The organism is Nioella aestuarii (genome assembly GCF_050896395.1).
Taxonomy (GTDB): domain Bacteria; phylum Pseudomonadota; class Alphaproteobacteria; order Rhodobacterales; family Rhodobacteraceae; genus Nioella; species Nioella aestuarii.
In genome coordinates this window covers 1-18,104 of the sequence record NZ_JBPBBA010000006.1, presented here as the reverse complement: position 1 = coordinate 18,104, position 18,104 = coordinate 1, and the positions used below count along the sequence as shown (strand labels likewise).

The following is an 18,104-nucleotide window of genomic DNA, read 5'->3' as shown; positions in this document are numbered from 1 at the left end:
TCTTCTTTGCTCAAATACTCCCGCCGGAGGCGTCTTTCGCCTGCCAGCCGTGAGCCAGAAAATGAGTCACCCCGCCCGTACCAATTATCCGTGGCAACGCGCTGCAACGAGGGCCCCGCAGGGGCCTGAGGCGCAGCGCCCCCCGGTCGCCGCGCGCTGCGCGGCGAAACGCTCCTCGGTCCGCAGCCTCAGTTTTCAGGCGTCCAGCGCCACTTCCCATCGACAGGTGTATCGCCTGTTGTGGAGGTCGACTCAGCGCCACTCTCGCCAACGACCCGCAGGCTTGGGCCCCGATCCTCGTCACCCTCTGCCGCCTGCCTGGCCCACATCGACGCATAGCGCCCGTTCATCGCCAGCAATTCGTCATGCGTCCCGCGCTCGGCAATCTCACCCTTCTCCAGCACGATGATCTGGTCGCTATCCACCACCGTGGACAGGCGGTGCGCGATGGTGATCACGGTCCGCCCCTGCCCCATCATCTTAAGCTCTTCCTGGATCTCGCGCTCGGTTTCCGTATCAAGCGCTGATGTCGCCTCATCGAGCAGCAGGATGGGCGGGTCTTTCAGCAGCGTCCGGGCGATCCCGACCCGCTGCTTCTCGCCACCAGACAGCTTCAGGCCGCGCTCGCCAACAGCGGTTTCATAGCCCTCCGGCAGGCTCTGGATGAAATCATGGATCTTCGCGGCCCGTGCCGCAGCCTCGATCTCGGCAAAGCTCGCCTCGGGCCGACCATAAGCGATATTGTAGCGGATCGTGTCGTTGAAAAGCACCGTGTCCTGCGGCACCACGCCAATGTGCTCATGCAGGCTGTGCTGGGTCACTGATCGCAGATCCTGCCCGTCGATCCGGATCGCACCACTGCCCACGTCATAGAAACGGAACAGAAGCCGCCCGATGGTTGACTTCCCGGACCCCGACGGCCCAACCAGGGCCACCGTGTGCCCCGGCGGCACGGCAAAGGACAGCCCCTTGAGGATCGGCCGCGCGGCCTCATAGCCAAATTGCACATCCTCGAACACCAGATCTCCCCGCTCGCATGTCAGCTCGCCCGCATCGGGGGCATCCACCACGTCTGCTGGCTGTTCCAGCAGGTCGAACATCTCCCCCATGTCCACAAGCGCCTGGCGGATCTCGCGGTAGACGGTGCCAAGGAAATTGAGCGGCATGGTGATCTGGATCATATAGGCGTTCACCATCACGAAATCGCCCACGGTCAGGGTGCCGTCGTTCACGCCGATGGCAGCCATGACCATGACAATCACCAGCCCGATGGTAATGATCACAGATTGCCCGAAATTCAGGGCGCCAAGCGAATAGGCGGTCTTCAAAGCTGCGCGCTGATAGCCGGCCATGGCGCTGTCATAGCGCTCGGCCTCTCGCTGCTCGGCACCGAAATACTTGACCGTTTCGAAATTCAGCAGGCTGTCGATCGCCTTCTGGTTCGCGTCGGTATCCTGATCGTTCATCTCCTTGCGGATCTTCACCCGCCATTCGGTGACCGCGAAGGTGAACCAGATGTAAATGGCCAGCGTCACCAGAACGACGACGAAATACCAGATGTCGAACAGCACAGCCAACACGATGCCGATCAGCAGCAGTTCGATCACCAACGGCCCGATCGAAAACAGAAGGAAGCGCAGCAGGAACTCGACGCCTTTCACCCCCCGCTCGATAATGCGAGACAGGCCTCCGGTCTTGCGGGTGATATGATAGCGCAAGCTGAGCGCGTGGATATGCTGGAACGTCTCCAGCGCCAGTTGCCGCAACGCCCGCTGTGCGACCTTGGCAAAAACGACGTCGCGCAATTGTTGGAACCCCACGGACATGGCCCGCGCAACGCCATAAGCAACGGTCAAACCGACCGCCCCCAGCATCAACATACCCGCAGGAGTCGCATCCCCCGATAGCACATCGACCGCCTCTGCATAGAAAAACGGTGTGTAGACGGCGATCAGACGCCCCAAAAGCAACATCGCTAAAGCGATCAGAACGCGGTGCTTCACCCACGGGTGCGCTTCCGGCCACAGGTAAGGCGACACTTTGCGAATGGTGCGCCAGCCACTGCGGCGAGCCTCTGCGCCGGTTGGCTGATCGGTCATTGTGGTGGGCGGCATGAAGCGGGCTTTCTGTAGGGATGGCTTGGCTTTGGGCGCAACTTAGGCGCGCCCGGCCGGAATGACCAGATCACCAAGGCGCAACCGGCATGTGCGATCCTGCGGAAGTGGGCGGATGTCAGTCCCGATCGGGAAGCGTAAAGATCTGGCCGGGATAGATCAGGTCCGGGTTGCGGATCTGATCGCGGTTGGCCTCGTAGATCTGCACATAGGCAACCCCTTCACCCAGATGTTGCTGGGCGATGCCCCAAAGGGTGTTGCCCCATTGCACGGTGATCACGTCCGCGCCCGCGCTTGAGGTGATCGCCGCAACCGTCTCAGGTTCTTCGCGCAGGAACGGAGTTTCGATCCGGCTTTGCACCGCGCCATCGGCGCTGACCTCATCAAGCCGCAATGTGTAGGTGCCGGGATCAACCTGCGGCAGCGCTGTGCGCCAGCCGCCCTGAACATCGATCGGGGCAAGGTGAATGGGCTGGTTATTGAGGTAAAAGCGCACGTCCGATTCCGCCCTGCCACGCCCTGCCAGCACCACGTCACCAACAGTGTCATAGGCGATTGTATCCAATGTCACCTGCGACTGGACCTGCGGGGCCGCATCGCCAGATTGAATGACCCGAATACCCTGGCTGTCCGCAAGCAGAACGGTCGGGGTCTGTGGCTCCAACACCGGGGTCTCGCTGTTTTCGCTCGTCGGGTCATCTGCAACAGGATCGGGCTGTGATCCGGCTGGTTCATTCGGCGTTTCACCAGAGGAAACCGGCGTGTCCGTGGCAACGGAGGGCGTATCCTCGGCGCTATCCGCCATGGCCAGTTCTGTCACATCATCCGAAGCGACAGGCGTTTCGTCTGATTGTGTCAGAGCTTCGGCAGCAACAGCAGGCGCATCATCTGCACCCTCAACAATGGCGAGCTCGGTTGCCCCGTCAGACGCGATGGCAGTGTCCTCGCCGTCAGCCACGATGATCGGTTCATCACTCGGCGCGGCTGTTGCTATGTCCTGGCTGTCTTCATCTGCGACAGGGGTTTGAGAGCCATCAGCCACAACAACCGGACTATCCGGCTCTGCTGTTGCATTCTCAGTCGCGCCTTCATTTTCCGTCGGCAAAGCCTCCGCGGTCAGTTGTGCGGGTGCAGTTGCGATATCATCGGGCTGGTCCCCGCCATCAACGGCTTCCACGATAGCGGGCAGTTCTGACCCTTCTGCGGGTTCAGCCCCATCCGCATCTTCGCCCGGGCCATCCTGATCTCTTTGCGTGTCCGCGTCAGAGCTCAGCCCGGTTTCGGGGTTGGCTGACCCGTCTTGAATACTGCGGGTTAGTCCTTCGCTATCCTCAGGCTCGACGGATGCCATGTCCAGAATCGGGGCGTCTTCACCGCCTTCATCAGACGCAGACTCAACGGCGTCAGGTACATCTGTGGTTGGCGCGTCGTCGGGGGCGCTTTCCGATAGGTTTGCGGTCTCCTCAGCCAGTTCAACCGACGCGTCTTCAGCGGCAGCCACGCTGCCTTGTTCCGGCAAGTCAGGCGTCACCGGGGCAATTGGCGCAGTGCCACCGACTGGCGGGCTGTCAGGCTCGGACGCCATGGCCAGCTCCGAGACACCACTATCAGAAGGCAGCTCCGGCCCTGTGGCTTCCGCTGCTGCAACCTCTACGCCGGTGTCCGAGGCCGCCGGGCGCAACGTCGGGGAGATGATGACGCTCTGCTCGGAGACCAGCACCGAACCATCCTCCATCACCATCTCAAGGCTCAGAATGCGGGGCAGTTCAGAAGGTGGAATGTCGAACATCGCAACGAATTCACCGCCAGCATCGCTGCTGGCCATATGGATTTCCTGCCCGTCGAGGCGCAGACGCAGTTCGGCGTTGCCCTCTGCCTGACCGGCAATCAGCGCCCCGCCCGCGGCATCAACGCGGACCAGATCAAAACTGGGGGCGATCAAAGCGGAGGGCGCTTCAGACTCTTCGGCGATCTCGGGCGCGGTAACGGGCGCGTCGCTTGTCGCATCAGGCTCGACAACGGGATCGGGACCGGGCTCAGCAGCAATGTCCTGCGGCGGCGTTCCTGGGTCCGGGTCCGGTCCGGGTGCAAAGATGATTTGATAGCCGACCACGCCAACGACGGCAGCAACTGCCACCCCTGCCGCCAGCGTGCCTAGTCCCAGTCCGGACCCTGCCGAAGCTGCCATGTCTCTGCTCTCCCCTCGGGCCCCGGCACATCCCCACATGCCGGTGCAGTTGTATGACCTTAGCAACAGGTCTATCACGGGTCAAAACACCATCAAGTCAGGTTCACCAATGTCTTATTCCGTTTGTGTCTACTGTGGCTCTCGTGCCGGTTTGTCTCCGCGTTATGCGGCAGATGCCGAGGCGTTAGGCACCGCATTGGCCGAAGGTGGGATGCGGCTGGTCTATGGCGCGGGCGATGTGGGTCTGATGGGCATAGTCGCACGATCGGCCATGGCGGCGGGTGGCGGAACCTTTGGTGTGATCCCCGAACACTTGCTGAAGATGGAAGTGGGCAAGCGCGATCTGGATACGTTCATCGTGACCGAGACCATGCATGAGCGTAAAAAGGTCATGGTGATGAATGCCGATGCCATCGTTGTGCTGCCGGGCGGAGCCGGATCGCTCGATGAATTTTTCGAAGTGCTGACATGGCGCCAGCTCGGCTTGCATAAAAAGCCAATCTTCCTTTTGAATTCTGATGGTTACTGGGACAAGTTGAGCGATCTTCTAGACCATATCGTGGGCCAAGGATTTGCCGATTCCAGCTTGCTCGACTTCTACGAGGTCGTACCGGATGTCCCAACGCTTATGTCCGGGCTTTACCGCGCGCAGAAGAGCTGAGCACCGTCCAGCTGTAAAGCGCCAACGCCAGCCAGATCATTGGCAAAGCGATGGCGTGCCACCGCGATACCGGTTCCACAAACACCAGCCACGCCACCAGAAATTGCAGCGTCGGGTTGAGATACTGGATCAGCCCCATGGTCGACATCGGCACCCGCTTGGCGGCATAGGAAAACAGGATCAGCGGCACCGCTGTTACGGGGCCACTAAGGACCAGCAAGAGCGCCTCCCACCAACCCCAGAAAAACGCGCCCTGCCCCCAGATCACCAGGAAAATCAGAGCAAAGGGTGTCAGCAGCAGCGTTTCAACAGTGACGGACACCACCGGTCCGGCGTCGATCCAGCGCTTTAGCAGCCCGTAGGTGGCAAAGCTGACCGCCAGGACCAGGCTGATCCAGGGCGCAACACCCAGCCCCACGGTCAGCACCAACACCGCAAGTGCCGCCAGCCCGACCGCCGCCCATTGCGCGCGACCGAGGGATTCGCGCAGCACCACCAGGCCGATCACCACCGCCACGAGTGGATAGATGTAGTAACCGATCGACGCCTCAAGCGCCCTACCCGCGCCGATGGCAAAGATGAAGATGAACCAGTTGAGCGAGATGGTCAGCGAGGAAAAACAGGCGATGCCAAGCTGCCCTCTATGCCTCGTGGCGCGCGCAATCTCTCTGAGACGCCCCTGAAGGGCAAGCACCACGCCGAAGGTGACAAAGGACCAGATGGTGCGATGAACCAGCACCTCTGAGGGTGCGACATGGGCCAGTGCCTTGTAGAAAATCGGCGCAAGGCCCCAGATGATGCAGGCCATGATGAGGGCAAGACTGCCCTTTTGCATCTCGGTCATGGCCGTTATTCCCTGTGGATCTCACCCTACCCCTTTCATGAGGACCGGGGGTGGTCAAGCAGCAGCGGCATTCCGGCTCGTACAGAAAAACCCGCCGGTGAGGATCACCGACGGGTTCAATCGCATCAGCGTGTCAAAGAGAACGCTTAGCCAGCCAGACGGGCTGCCACGTTTTCCCAGTTCACCAGCTTGTTGAGGAAGTTGTCCAGATAGGCCGGGCGCTTGTTGCGGAAGTCGATGTAGTAGGAATGTTCCCACACGTCACAGCCAAGCAGAGCAGTCTGGCCGAAGCACAGCGGGTTCACGCCGTTTTCGGTCTTGGTGACAGCCAGCGAGCCGTCGGCGTTTTTCACCAGCCAGCACCAGCCAGAGCCGAACTGACCCGCGCCTGCGGCGGCGAATTGCGATTTGAACTCATCGACCGAACCGAAGCTCTCGTTGATCGCTGCTTCCAGCTCGCCGGGCATGGCACTTTCGCCGGGGCCCATCATTTCCCAGAACTGGTTGTGGTTCCAAAGCTGGCTGATGTTGTTGAAGATGCCGTTCTGCGCGACGGCAGAGGCGTTGTAAGTGCCGGTGATGATCTCTTCCATCGACTTGCCGTCCCACTCGGTCCCGGCGATCAGCTTGTTGCCATTGTCGACATAGGCTTTGTGGTGCAGGTCATGGTGGTATTCCAGCGTCTCGGCAGACATGCCCAGATCGGCCAGAGCGTCATGTGCATAGGGAAGGTCGGGAAGTTCAAAAGCCATTGTGAAGGCCCCTCTTGTTCGCGTGGGAATTCAGATACCCTCTACCTGATGCCGGAACCTCGGTTGGTCAAGCGTTTTGGTCGGGTTTTTCCTGTGCAGATATGCGAGAAGCGGGTCTCGCCGCTCATTCCGCGCAGGCCGGGCGTGTTTGTGTTGCGGCCGGAATGGCGCTTCGAAGCGCCATTTGAAAAGGGCCTTTGAAGGCCCCTTTTGACGCGCATTGGAATGCGCGTGGGAAAAGCGGTTTCGAAACCGCTTCCCCCCGGTGGCAAAGGTCAGAAGTATCCGACTTCTGCGCCGTCCTTGGCAGACAGCGCCAGCAAGTCGAACACATATTGCGCGACCGAGCGGAAGCAGATGACCGAAAACTGGTCGTCACCGCTTTGCCAGATTGCAGCAGGCACCTGCGCCATGCGCGTGCGGCGCATTTCCCCTGGACCGAAGCTGGAGGGGTGCAGATCAACCGGCACCAGCTTGGCCAGCACCTCGCGCGCAGCTGCGCCTTCCACCCGGAAGAGCGCCCTTGCGTCCGAGACATTGGCCACCGTTGCATGTTCCCCGGCAAGAGCGTCGGACAGCGTTGCCACGGCGGCCTCTGCTTCCTCATGCGGCACCATGATCAGCAGCTCATCACGCGACATCCAGGCCACGGCCTTGTCACCGTCCGTTTTGATTTCCCGCTGGCCGGGCATGTCCGCGCCTGCCAAACCGGTTACGGCTGCGATCAGCTTGGTGTCGGAAAGATCGCCACGCAGGGTGATCATACCGGCAAGGCCCGCCTCTTCCACGCGTGTCCGGCCTTCGGCCACCGCGCCCATCAATGCACTGACGTCAGACATTCTGCTTCTCCCCCTCCGGGTCAAAGAACACCGGGTTCACGATTTTCGCGGGCACCAAAGTGCCGTCCACCTTGTTGAACTCGATCACTTCCCCCATCCGGTCCGGCCCGTTCAGAACCAGTCCCATGGCGATGCCGCGCCCCAAGGTGGGCGAATGATAGGTCGAGGTGATCCGACCCTGGGTATTGCCTTGCCCGTTGGCATTGGTGCCCGCCGCCACGGCATAGGATCCATCAGGGATCACCGACCCATCGAGCGTTTCCAACCCCACCAGTTTCCAGCGGGTCGGGTCGGTCATGTGGCTGCGCTCCTGCGCGCGCTTGCCCAGGTAATCCTCTTTCTTCTTCGAGATCGCCCAACCGAGCCCCAGATCCTGCGGGATCACGGTGCCGTCGGTTTCGTCGCCGATCATGATGAAGCCCTTTTCGGCCCGCATGATATGCAGCGCCTCGGTTCCATAGGCCGTCGCATCCCACTCGGCACCCGCTTCATGCAGCTTGTCCCAGAAGGCGCGGCCCTGACTGGCGGGAACGGCGATTTCGAACGAAAGTTCACCCGAGAAGGAGATGCGGAAGACGCGGGTCGAAAAGCCGCCGATCTTGCCCGTCGCAAAACCCATGAAGGGCAGCGCCTCGGCGGAAAGATCCATGTCGGTGCCCAGTTTTTCCAGCAGTTTCCGCGCATTGGGGCCGACCACGGCAACCTGCGCATATTGCTCGGTCACGTTGACGGTGTGAACCTTCCAGTCCCACCATTCGCATTGCAGCCAGTCTTCCATATGGGCATGGGTGTGCTCCGCCCCGCCCGAGGTGGTGTGGACAAGGAAGGTGTCCTCGTCGATCCGCGCCACGACACCGTCATCCATCAGGAATCCGTTTTCGTTGCACATCAGGCCATAGCGGCATTTGCCGGGCTTCAGGGTGCTCATCATGTTGGTGTAGAGCATATCCATGAAGCGGCCCGCATCGGGGCCCTTGACGATGATCTTGCCGAGGGTCGAGGCGTCGAGCAGGCCAAGGCTGTTGCGGGTCGCCAGAACCTCGCGATGCACCGCCTGCTCGTGGGTTTCGCCCGCACGCGGGTAGCAATAAGGACGGCGCCAGTGGCCCACGGGCTCCATATAGGCGCCCTGTTCCTCGTGCCATGCGTGCATCGGCGTGCGGCGCAGGGGTTGGAACACCTCTCCGCGCGCCTCGCCTGCAATCGCACCCATGGAAATGGGCGTATAGGGCGGTCGGAAGGTGGTGGTCCCTACATTCGGGATTTCATCGTTCAGGGCCGCAGCAAGGGTCGCCAGACCGTTGATATTACTAAGCTTCCCTTGATCCGTCGCCATGCCGAGCGTGGTGTAGCGCTTGGTATGCTCAACGCTTTCATAGCCTTCCTGCGCAGCCAGCCGCACGTCGGAAACCTTCACGTCGTTCTGATAATCCAGCCACATCTTCATGCGCTTTGCAGGACCCGCGCCTTGCGGCATGATCCAGACGGGCTCCAGCGGAGTTTCGTGCGGATCGTTGGCCGAGGGGGCGGATGCCGTCGCGGACAGGCCAAGGAGTTCAGCCACAGACACGGCTGCCGCGCTGCCAGAGGCCATTGCATCCGCAGACCCGAACACGCCATCGGCGGCACCGGCTGCGGTCACGAAAGGCTTGCCGTCATGGCTTGTCGGCGCGCGGTCGTGATCCGGGCGGAAACAGGCCTGCGCCGCGTCCCAGGTCAGCTTGCCGCCGCAATGGGACCACAGGTGCACCACCGGCGACCAGCCGCCAGACATGGCGACCGCTTCACAGGCGATCTCCTCGGTCACGGCGCCTTCGCCTGCCTGCGCGCAGAGCGTCACGCCAGTCACGGCTTTCTTGCCCTTGACCGAGGCGATGCCGGTCCCAGTCAGCACCCGGATCCCTGCGTCGCGCGCTGCCTGAGGCAGATCACCCGTGACGGTGGCGCGGGCATCGACGATGGCAGGCACGGCCAGACCGGCCTGATGTAGCGCCAGCGCCGTGCGATAGGCGTCGTCATTATTGGTCACGACCACGGTGCGGTCGCCCGGGCTGACACCCCAGTTCACCACATAATCGCGCACGGCAGAGGCGAGCATAACGCCGGGAATGTCGTTGCCCGCGAAGGACAAGGGCCGTTCCAGCGCGCCGGTTGCGGTGATCACCTGCTTGGCGCGGATACGCCACAGACGGTGGCGCGGACCGTCCATTTCCGGCGCGTGGTCGGTCAGACGTTCATAGGCCAGCACATAGCCGTGGTCATAGACGCCCGAGGCCATGGTGCGGCTGCGCACCCGAACATTTTCCATTCCTTCAAGGGCTTGCAGGGCGTTCTTGATCCACTCATCGGCGAGCAGGCCGTCGATCTCGACCCCATCAACCGGTGCGCGGCCACCCCAATGGGCTGTCTGTTCCACCAACAGCACCCGCGCGCCCGATGCGCCTGCGGTCAGTGCCGCTTGCAGCCCGGCAATGCCGCCGCCCACAATCATCACATCGACGAAGGCATAGAAATGCTCGTACCGATCCGCATCGCGATCCTTGGGCGCTTTACCCAGACCGGCGGAGTGGCGAACAATAGGTTCAAACAGGTGCTTCCACGCCGGACGCGGGAACATGAAAGTCTTGTAGTAGAACCCCGCCGGGAAGAACTTCGAGAGGCTGTTATTCACGGCGCCCACGTCAAATTCCAGGCTCGGCCAGTGGTTCTGGCTTTCCGCCTCCAGCCCGTCGAAAAGCTCGGTCGTGGTAGCCCGCTGGTTCGGCTCGAACCGCGATCCCTTGCCGATGCCCATCAGCGCATTGGGTTCCTCTGCGCCCGAGGCGACGACCCCGCGCGGGCGGTGATATTTGAAGGACCGGCCCATGAGCGTCTGGCCGTTGGCCAGAAGCGCCGAGGCCAGCGTGTCGCCGGCATAACCGGTGAAGCGCTTGCCGTTGAAGGTGAAGTCGCGGGCGGCGCTGCGGTCGATCAGGCGACCGCCGGAAGACAGACGGGTGCTCATGCCTCAATGCTCCAGTCGGGGCGCTTGGCGCGGATGGCGTCGATGACGTGTTGGGGCGGTTCCGGGGTCTGGGCCGAATAGGTGGCAAAGACCTCCAGCGTGTTGGTGCAGCGGGCCGCGAGGAACCACTTTCCGCAGCCATTCGCGTGCCGCCAGCGTTCAAAATGCACGCCCTTGGGGTTCGCGCGGTGGAAGAGGTAGCTTTCGAAGTCTCCGTCCGAGGAACCGGGGCCGTAGCGCTTCAGATGCGCCTCGCCACCGGGAGCGAGCTCGGTTTCATCGGCCATCACGCCGCAGCAGGGGCATTCCAGGATCAGCATTGTGCCAGTTCCTTCTTGATAGGCGACATCGCAACGCCCATGTTCTTGAGTATGGGACCTTTAGCGATCATTCTGTTCATTCTGGCCGCCATTGCGGTTGATGTCTGGGTTTTGCGCCGGTTGTACGACATCTGGATCAGACGGCGTGCAGTTGCGAAAAGCCGGGGAGATTCAAGCCAATGACGGCCAACACATTTGCGACTATTTTGTTGATAGCAACGGTGTTTATCGCGTTCTTTTTCGTAAGGCGCGCCAAGAAACGAGCGGCGCAGGCACCTCGCATTCATAGTCCGCACAGTCCAAGCTCGGGCAATGATCCCGCCGCAATTGCCCGAAGTACTGGGCAAGGCTATGCTAATGGTGGACCCGGCTAGCATCAGTGCGCCACCCCGGCCGCGACGCTTTCGTCGATGAAGCGGCCTTCCTTGAAGCGGTTGAGGCCGAATTCTGCGGTCAGCGGCGAGTAGCCGCGCGCCATCAGTTCGGCAAAACCCCAGCCAGAGCCGGGGATCGCCTTGAAGCCGCCGGTGCCCCATCCGCAGTTGATGAAGACGCCTTCCACCGGGGTCTTGGACAGGATGGGCGAGCGGTCGCCGGTCATGTCCACGATCCCGCCCCACTGGCGCAGCTGCTTCAACCGGCTGATCATCGGGAAGGTCTCGATCAGCGCGCGCACGGTTTCCTCGATATGGTGGAACGACCCGCGCTGCGTGTAGTTGTTGTAGCCGTCCGCGCCGCCGCCGATGACCATCTCACCCTTGTCGGACTGGCTCATGTAGCCATGCACGGTGTTGGCCATCACCACGCAATCCATGCAGGGCTTGATGGGTTCCGAGACAAGTGCCTGTAGCGCCACGGATTCAACCGGCAGACGGAAGCCCGCCATATCCGCCAGCACGCCGGAATGGCCTGCAACCACGATGCCCAGTTTCTTGGTGCCAATGAAGCCGCGAGAGGTTTCCACGCCGACAACGGCGCCGTTTTCCTTTCGGATGCCGGTGACTTCGGTCTTCTGGATGATGTCCATGCCCATGTCGGAACAGGCCCGCGCATAGCCCCAGGCCACGGCATCATGCCGGGCGGTGCCGCCGCGCGCCTGCCAGAGACCTCCCAGAACCGGGTAGCGGGGGCCGTCGAGATTGATGATCGGCACGATTTCCTTGACGCGCTGCGGCGAGATGAACTCGGTCTTCACACCCTGCAGCGCATTCGCATGGGCCGTGCGTTGGTAGCCGCGCACCTCGTGATGGGTCTGGGCCAGCATGATGACGCCGCGCGGGCTGAACATGACGTTGTAGTTCAGGTCCTGGCTCATCGTCTCATAGAGACCACGCGCCTTTTCATAGATCGCGGCCGAGGCGTCCTGCAGATAGTTCGAGCGGATGATGGTGGTGTTGCGGCCCGTATTGCCGCCGCCAAGCCAGCCCTTTTCGATCACCGCCACATTGGTGATGCCGAAATTCTTGCCAAGATAAAATGCAGTGGCGAGCCCATGCCCCCCTGCCCCCACGATGATCGCATCGTAAGACTTTTTCGGTTCGGGCGAGGCCCAGGCCCGTTCCCATCCCTGATGGTAGCGGGCGGCTTCGCGGGCGATGGCAAAGGCGGAATAACGGCGCATGGTAATCCCCGACGGCTGCGTGCCCAGACTACATGCTGGATTGCGCCCGATCTGGTCCACCCCCCGGCGGCATTTCGCATGGAAAATGCGACAAGGCGCGCAGGGCTGTGCCGCTTTTCGGAACCGTTTGGGTCTTTTGGTGAACGCTCGCTATGTATAGATGTGTCGGGAAGCTATCGCGCGGAGGGATCATGGGTTTTTGGATGCTCACAGGGCTGTTGTCGCTTTTGATAGGCGGCGCGCTTGTGATCGCGGCCTGGCGGTCGCGCGACGATACCGATCCGGCGGCGGCCTATGACCTGCAAGTCTATCGCGACCAGCTGCGCGAAATTGACAAGGATCTGGCCCGCGGGGTTCTGACCGAGGACGAGGCAGAGCGCACGCGCACCGAAGTGGCCCGCAGGGTGCTGGAGGCAGATCGGGCGTTGCAAGCGGAGACGGCTGGCACCCATGCCGGTCGCCCGCAGCGCATCGCCATTGTCGTGGGTGTCGTCGTAGTGATCGCAGGGGCCTTCGGGCTTTACCGTCTGATCGGCGCACCCAACTATCCTGACCTGCCGATTGAGACACGGATTTCCCTTGTGGAAGAGGCGCGTGCCGCCCGTCCCTCGCAGTTGGAGGCAGAGGCTGGCGTTCCGCAAGTGACCCGCGAAGACCCCGATCCGCGCCGCGCGGAACTTGTGGCGGATTTGCGGGCAGCGATGGAAACACACCCTGATGAGCCCGAAGGGCTGCGCCTGTTGGCCTTCGAGGAAGCGCGTGTCGGAAACTATGTTGCCGCCCGGACCGCACAGGCGCATCTGATCGAAGTATTGGGCGATGAGGCGACCGCGCAGCACCGGCTGGATCTGGCGGAGATGATGTTCCTTGCCGCTGGTGGCTATGTTTCGCCCGAGGCAGAGGCACTGCTGAACAGCGTCTTGCAGGAAGACCGCATGAACGGCGCAGCGCGCTACTATGTCGGTCTGATGTATGCGCAGCAGGGCCGGCCTGACCTGGGCTATCCGATCTGGCGCAACCTGCTTGCCGATAGCGATCCAGACGCGCCCTGGCTGCCGGCCATTCGCGAACAGATCGAGCTTGTCGCCGCAATGGCAGGGGATGACATTTCGGTCGAGCTACTGCCGCAGCCGCCTCTGCCGAACCAGCCCGGCCCGACGGCTGAAGATATCGAAGCCGCCAGCGAGATGTCGGCAGAAGACCGTCAGTCGATGATCGAAAGCATGGTTGCGGGTCTGTCGGAGCGTTTGGCCAACGAGGGCGGCACGCCCGAAGAATGGGCGCGGCTGATCTCGGCCTATATCGTTCTGGGGCAGCCAGAGCGGGCGCGCCCCATTTATCAGGAGGCTCTGTCCGCTTTTGCCCAATCGGATGCGGCGCTGGAGATTATCCGCGAAGCGGGCGCGCCGCTTGACGCGGGTGGCGACATTCCCTTGCCCGCCGATGCGCCCCTGCGGGAGCCGTCAGAGTGATCTTTGAGGATATCGCGGAATTTGCCGCCGCCCTTCCCGCCATGCGCGCCCTTGCCGGGCTGGATCTTGGGACCAAGACCATCGGCGTGGCCGTATCCGATCCTTTCCTGAGCGTGTCGACGCCGCTGGAAACCATTCGCCGGGTGAAGTTCACTCAGGACGCGGCTGCGTTGCAGAAGATCCTGACGCATAGGTCGGTCGGCGGGCTGGTGCTTGGCTTGCCGATGAACATGGATGGCACCGAGGGGCCGCGCGCCCAGGCAACCCGCGCCTTTGCCCGCAATCTGGATCGATTGGTGGACATGCCAATCACCTTCTGGGACGAGCGCCTGTCCACCGTTGCCGCCGAAAGAGCGCTGTTAGAGGCGGATACGTCCCGAAAACGTCGCGCAGAGGTGATCGACCATGTGGCGGCCGGGTTTATCCTGCAAGGGGTGCTGGACAGGCTGGCACATCTGAAAGGTGCCGGCGAATGACAGATCAGGTCTGGAAACGCGACGAGATTCAAAGCCCGTGCGTGAAGATCTGCGTCGTGCATCCCGAGGCGCGGCTCTGCACTGGCTGTCTGCGGTCCATCGATGAGATCGGGGCCTGGAGCCGCATGTCGCCCGAAGATCGCAGCCGCATCATGGCCGAGCTTCCCGCGCGCCAGAGCCTCATCCAGAAGCGCCGTGGCGGTCGTGCGGCTCGCCTGAAGCGCGGGCTCTAGCAGAACCAACGCTTTGGGTTCTGCGGTGGAAGGATCTTGCAAGATCCTTATAAGGCTTTTTCAAAAGCCTTCCCCGCGCCCTGTTCTAGCGCCCCTCGAATCGCGCCGGTCGCTTTTCCAGAAACGCCAGCACACCTTCTTTGAAATCGCGCGTCTTGCCTGCCTGGCCTTGTAGCCTGGCCTCCAGCATCAGCTGATCTTCAAGGTCATTCCCAAGACTTGCCCGCAGCGCCTGCTTGATCCGTGAAAACGCCTGCGTCGGGCCGCTTGCCAGATGTTGCGCCCGTGCCCGCCAATGCGCCTCAAAACTCGCGTCATCCACCGCTTCCCAGATCAGCCCCATCTCATCGGCCTCGCGCGCGCTCACCTTCTCTGCAAACAGCGCCAGCCCCATGGCCTTGGCAAACCCGACCTTGCGAGGCAGCGCGTAAGTGCCGCCAGCATCCGGGATCAGTCCGATCTTGGAGAAAGCCTGCATGAAAGACGCACTTTCCGCCGCGATCACGACGTCGCAGGCCAAGGCAATATTGGCACCGGCCCCGGCGGCCACACCATTCACCGCCGCAATTACCGGAATAGGTGCCTCGGCAATTGCGCGCAAAATCGGCGAGTATTCGTCCCGCAACAGTTTTTCGAGGTTCAGGTCATTGAGATTGCCGGTATCTCCCAGATCTTGCCCTGCGGAAAACGCCCGCCCCTCGCCGGTGATCACGGCAACCCGAGCGACGTGCCCTGCCTCCTGCACTGCGTGGCACAGTTCCGCGCGCATTTGGGTATTGAGGGAATTCATCACATCCGGGCGGCGCAGGGTGATAACGGCGATCCCGTCATGCAGATCGCTGGAGATGGTCAAATAGTCCATGGCAGTAGATTCCCTCGATCGTCTGCGTCCGCCTTCTCAGGTAGGGCGGCAGGCGCCCGACCGGAAGGGCAACGCAGCGTCAGTCTTTCATGATCTCATTCAACCGCGCCTGTTCCGCGTCACTCAGTGCTGCAGACGTGGCTTCACCCTCTGCCTTGCGCCGCGACTGGCGACGCAGATAGGCCAATGCCATACCCATCCCGATCAACGCCATTGCGGGGCCTGCAAGCCATAGCAGCAGGTTCGCCCCGGTCGCCGTTGGCCGGAGCAGTACGTATTCGCCGTAGCGTTCCACGACATAGTCAACGACCTCTGTGTTGCTATCGCCCTCGACCAGCCGTTCACGCACCAACAAGCGCAAATCGCGCGCCAGATCCGCGTGGCTTTCGTCGATCGATTCATTGCGGCAAACCAGACAACGCAGACCCGAAGAAATTTCCCGCGCCCGCGCCTCCAGGGCCGGGTCAGACAGCATCTCGTCAGGTTCCACGGCCCATAGGGGCGACGCCAGCATGCACAGAATCAGTAGAAACCGCTTCATTCGGCGGGCACCCCTTTCGGTTCAGCCTGACGCCGCGCGCCTGCCGCAACACGATAACGCCGGTCCGTAAGCGACAAGAGTCCGCCGAGCGCCATGATGATCGACCCGCCCCAGATCCAGTTCGCCCAGGGCTTGATATAGGTGCGCAGGGCAAAGCCGCCCTGTTGCGGCTCCCCCAGAACCACATAGACGTCCCGGGTAAAGCCCCCGTCGATGGCGGCTTCTGTCGTCGGCATTCCGGCAACCGGATAGAACCGCCGCTCTGGATGCAAGGTTGCAATCACAGCGTCATTCCGCGCCACCTCTACCGTGCCCATAAGCGCCACATAGTTTGGCCCTTCATGTTCACGAACGCCTGTCAGGGTGATCTCATAGGGCCCAACCGCATATGTCTCTCCCAATCGGGCAATACGGATATCCTCGGATTCGTAAGTGGTCAGCGCGGCAACACCAAAAAGCGTCAGGCCAAAGCCCGCATGTGCAACCGCCTTGCCCCAATCCGCCCGCGGCAGGCGTGTCAGACGCGCCAGACGCCCAGAAAATGAACCCCGCCCGGTGCGGCTAAACAAATCCGTCACAGAGCCTACGACCAGCCAGACCGCCAGACCGATAAAGACCGGACCAATGGCAGAATGCCCAGTGAAGATCGCATAGGCCAAAAGACCGCCCGCCACGGCAAGCACCGCCGCTGGCATCATCTGCTTCGCCGCCCGTCCGATCGACGCGCGCTTCCAAGGCATCACCGCCCCGATAGGCAGCACCACGGCCAGCACGAAAACAAAGGGAGAGAAGGCAGCATTGAAGAAAGGCGGTCCCACGGACAAGGTGCGGTCAAAGAACATTTCGGCCAACAGCGGCCAGATCGTCCCGATGAACACCACAAAACAGGACACCGCCAGGAGCAGGTTGTTCAGCACCAGGGCGCTTTCGCGACTGACCAGCCCGAACACGCCCTTGGCTTCCATCGCCCCTGCCCGCAGGGCGAAGAGAAGGAATGCCCCCCCCATGAAGAACGCCAGGATCAGCAGGATGAACACACCGCGCTCGGGGTCATTTGCAAAGGCATGGACCGAGGTAAGAACGCCGGAACGCACAATAAAGGTACCGATGAGCGAAAAGCCGAACGCCAGGATCGCCAGCAGGATCGTCCAGCTTTTCAGCGCCTCGCGCTTTTCAACCACGATGGCCGAATGCAGCAGGGCCGCCGAAATTAGCCAGGGCATGAAGCTCGCGTTTTCCACCGGGTCCCAGAACCAGAACCCACCCCAGCCAAGCTCGTAATAGGCCCACCAGGACCCAAGCCCGATGCCGATCGTCAGAAAGAGCCAGGCCGCCAAAGTCCAGGGCCGCACCCACCGGCCCCAGGCGGCATCCACGCGGCCTTCCAGCAGCGCCGCCACGGCAAAGGAAAAGGCCATGGAAAGGCCCACATAGCCGAGGTACAGGAACGGCGGATGGAAGGCCAAGCCGGGATCCTGCAACAGCGGATTCAGGTCTCCCCCGTTCATTGGCGGCGATTCCAGCCGCAGAAACGGGTTCGAGGTGAAAAGGATGAAGGCAAAGAAAGCCACGCCGATGCTGCTTTGCACCCCAAGAACACGAGCACGCAGGCTTGGCGGCAGATTGCCGCCAAACCAGGCCGCCATGGCCCCGAAAAGGCTCAGGATAACAACCCACAGCAGCAGGGAACCCTCATGGTTCCCCCATACCCCGGTGATCTTGTAGAGAAGCGGTTTCAGCGTGTGCGAGTTCGCGGTTACCAGTGCCACCGAGAAATCGGAGGTCACGAAAGCAATGGTCAGCGCGCCGAAGCTGACAGCCGTCAGAAGGAATTGCGCGCTCGCGGCGGGGGCAGCGGCGGCCATCCATTCAGGCCAGCCTTTGTGCGCACCGACAAGCGGCACGACCATCTGGAAGATGGACACGGCAAAGGCGAGGATGAGGGCGAAATGTCCGAGTTCTACGATCATGACAGGCAACCTAGTCCAGCAGCGTCCGACCGCCAAGTGTAACCGGTATCTTCCCACGTCTCCGTGACCGCCTGACGCAGTGGTCTTCGTCTTGGCTCAACTGCTTCCGCCGGAGACAACCGCCCGCACCACCTGGCGCAGCCGCACCCTCTGTGCCCCGGCCCGCGCCCCTCATTCGCGGCAGCACGGCACGGGCGAGCGCCCCCG

15 protein-coding genes are annotated in these 18,104 nt (G+C 62.0%); 4 read left to right on the top strand and 11 right to left on the bottom strand.

Going from position 1 to position 18,104, the window contains the following annotated elements; translation table 11 throughout:
- Positions 1-188: 188 nt before the first annotated feature.
- On the bottom strand, positions 189-2,099 hold the full coding sequence (locus tag ACROHD_RS05815) for an ABCB family ABC transporter ATP-binding protein/permease (protein ID WP_432676419.1): 1,911 nt from the start codon (positions 2,097-2,099) through the stop codon (positions 189-191).
- Positions 2,100-2,232: 133 nt separating this feature from the next.
- On the bottom strand, positions 2,233-4,302 hold the full coding sequence (locus ACROHD_RS05810; protein ID WP_432676418.1) for a LysM peptidoglycan-binding domain-containing protein: 2,070 nt from the start codon (positions 4,300-4,302) through the stop codon (positions 2,233-2,235).
- A gap of 109 nt (positions 4,303-4,411) precedes the next feature.
- Here ACROHD_RS05810 and ACROHD_RS05805 point away from each other — a divergent pair, with 109 nt between their 5' ends.
- A complete protein-coding gene (locus ACROHD_RS05805; protein WP_432676417.1) occupies positions 4,412-4,963 on the top strand; it encodes an LOG family protein in 552 nt (183 codons plus the stop codon).
- Here the strand turns inward: ACROHD_RS05805 and rarD are convergent.
- From rarD to ACROHD_RS05775, 6 genes are all read right to left on the bottom strand, one after another.
- Entirely contained in the window at positions 4,929-5,807 is an 879-nt protein-coding gene (gene rarD / locus ACROHD_RS05800; protein WP_432676416.1) for an EamA family transporter RarD, read from the bottom strand. The genes ACROHD_RS05805 and rarD overlap by 35 nt on opposite strands.
- 146 nt (positions 5,808-5,953) lie before the next feature.
- Positions 5,954-6,559 carry a superoxide dismutase gene (locus ACROHD_RS05795; protein ID WP_432676415.1) on the bottom strand — a complete coding sequence of 202 codons (606 nt, stop codon included), beginning with the start codon at positions 6,557-6,559 and terminating at the stop codon, positions 5,954-5,956.
- Positions 6,560-6,834: 275 nt separating this feature from the next.
- Positions 6,835-7,398, bottom strand: a complete 564-nt coding sequence (locus tag ACROHD_RS05790) for a sarcosine oxidase subunit gamma (protein WP_432676414.1) — start codon at positions 7,396-7,398, stop codon at positions 6,835-6,837.
- Positions 7,391-10,402, bottom strand: a complete 3,012-nt coding sequence (locus ACROHD_RS05785) for a sarcosine oxidase subunit alpha family protein (RefSeq protein ID WP_432676413.1) — start codon at positions 10,400-10,402, stop codon at positions 7,391-7,393. The genes ACROHD_RS05790 and ACROHD_RS05785 overlap by 8 nt, the downstream gene beginning before the upstream one ends.
- On the bottom strand, positions 10,399-10,722 hold the full coding sequence (locus ACROHD_RS05780; protein ID WP_432676412.1) for a sarcosine oxidase subunit delta: 324 nt from the start codon (positions 10,720-10,722) through the stop codon (positions 10,399-10,401). The genes ACROHD_RS05785 and ACROHD_RS05780 overlap by 4 nt, the downstream gene beginning before the upstream one ends.
- Positions 10,723-11,098: 376 nt before the next feature.
- A complete protein-coding gene (locus ACROHD_RS05775) occupies positions 11,099-12,343 on the bottom strand; it encodes a sarcosine oxidase subunit beta family protein (RefSeq protein ID WP_432676411.1) in 1,245 nt (414 codons plus the stop codon).
- 191 nt (positions 12,344-12,534) lie between these two features.
- Here ACROHD_RS05775 and ccmI point away from each other — a divergent pair, with 191 nt between their 5' ends.
- From ccmI to ACROHD_RS05760, 3 genes are read left to right on the top strand one after another with little or no spacing between them, the layout of a single operon-like run.
- Positions 12,535-13,815: a c-type cytochrome biogenesis protein CcmI gene (gene ccmI / locus ACROHD_RS05770; protein WP_432676410.1), complete on the top strand. Its 1,281-nt coding sequence runs from the start codon at positions 12,535-12,537 to the stop codon at positions 13,813-13,815.
- Positions 13,812-14,291: a Holliday junction resolvase RuvX gene (ruvX, locus tag ACROHD_RS05765; RefSeq protein ID WP_432676409.1), complete on the top strand. Its 480-nt coding sequence runs from the start codon at positions 13,812-13,814 to the stop codon at positions 14,289-14,291. Before ccmI ends, ruvX begins: the two co-directional genes overlap by 4 nt.
- Positions 14,288-14,524, top strand: a complete 237-nt coding sequence (locus ACROHD_RS05760; protein WP_432676408.1) for a DUF1289 domain-containing protein — start codon at positions 14,288-14,290, stop codon at positions 14,522-14,524. The genes ruvX and ACROHD_RS05760 overlap by 4 nt, the downstream gene beginning before the upstream one ends.
- Positions 14,525-14,609: 85 nt before the next feature.
- On the opposite strand, the gene ACROHD_RS05755 is transcribed toward ACROHD_RS05760, so the two are convergent.
- From ACROHD_RS05755 to ACROHD_RS05745, 3 genes are all read right to left on the bottom strand, one after another.
- Positions 14,610-15,386, bottom strand: a complete 777-nt coding sequence (locus tag ACROHD_RS05755) for an enoyl-CoA hydratase-related protein (RefSeq protein ID WP_432676407.1) — start codon at positions 15,384-15,386, stop codon at positions 14,610-14,612.
- Between the two features lie 79 nt (positions 15,387-15,465).
- Entirely contained in the window at positions 15,466-15,927 is a 462-nt protein-coding gene (locus tag ACROHD_RS05750; protein ID WP_432676406.1) for a cytochrome c-type biogenesis protein, read from the bottom strand.
- A complete protein-coding gene (locus ACROHD_RS05745) occupies positions 15,924-17,897 on the bottom strand; it encodes a heme lyase CcmF/NrfE family subunit (RefSeq protein WP_432676405.1) in 1,974 nt (657 codons plus the stop codon). Before ACROHD_RS05745 ends, ACROHD_RS05750 begins: the two co-directional genes overlap by 4 nt.
- Between the last annotated feature and the right edge of the window lie 207 nt (positions 17,898-18,104).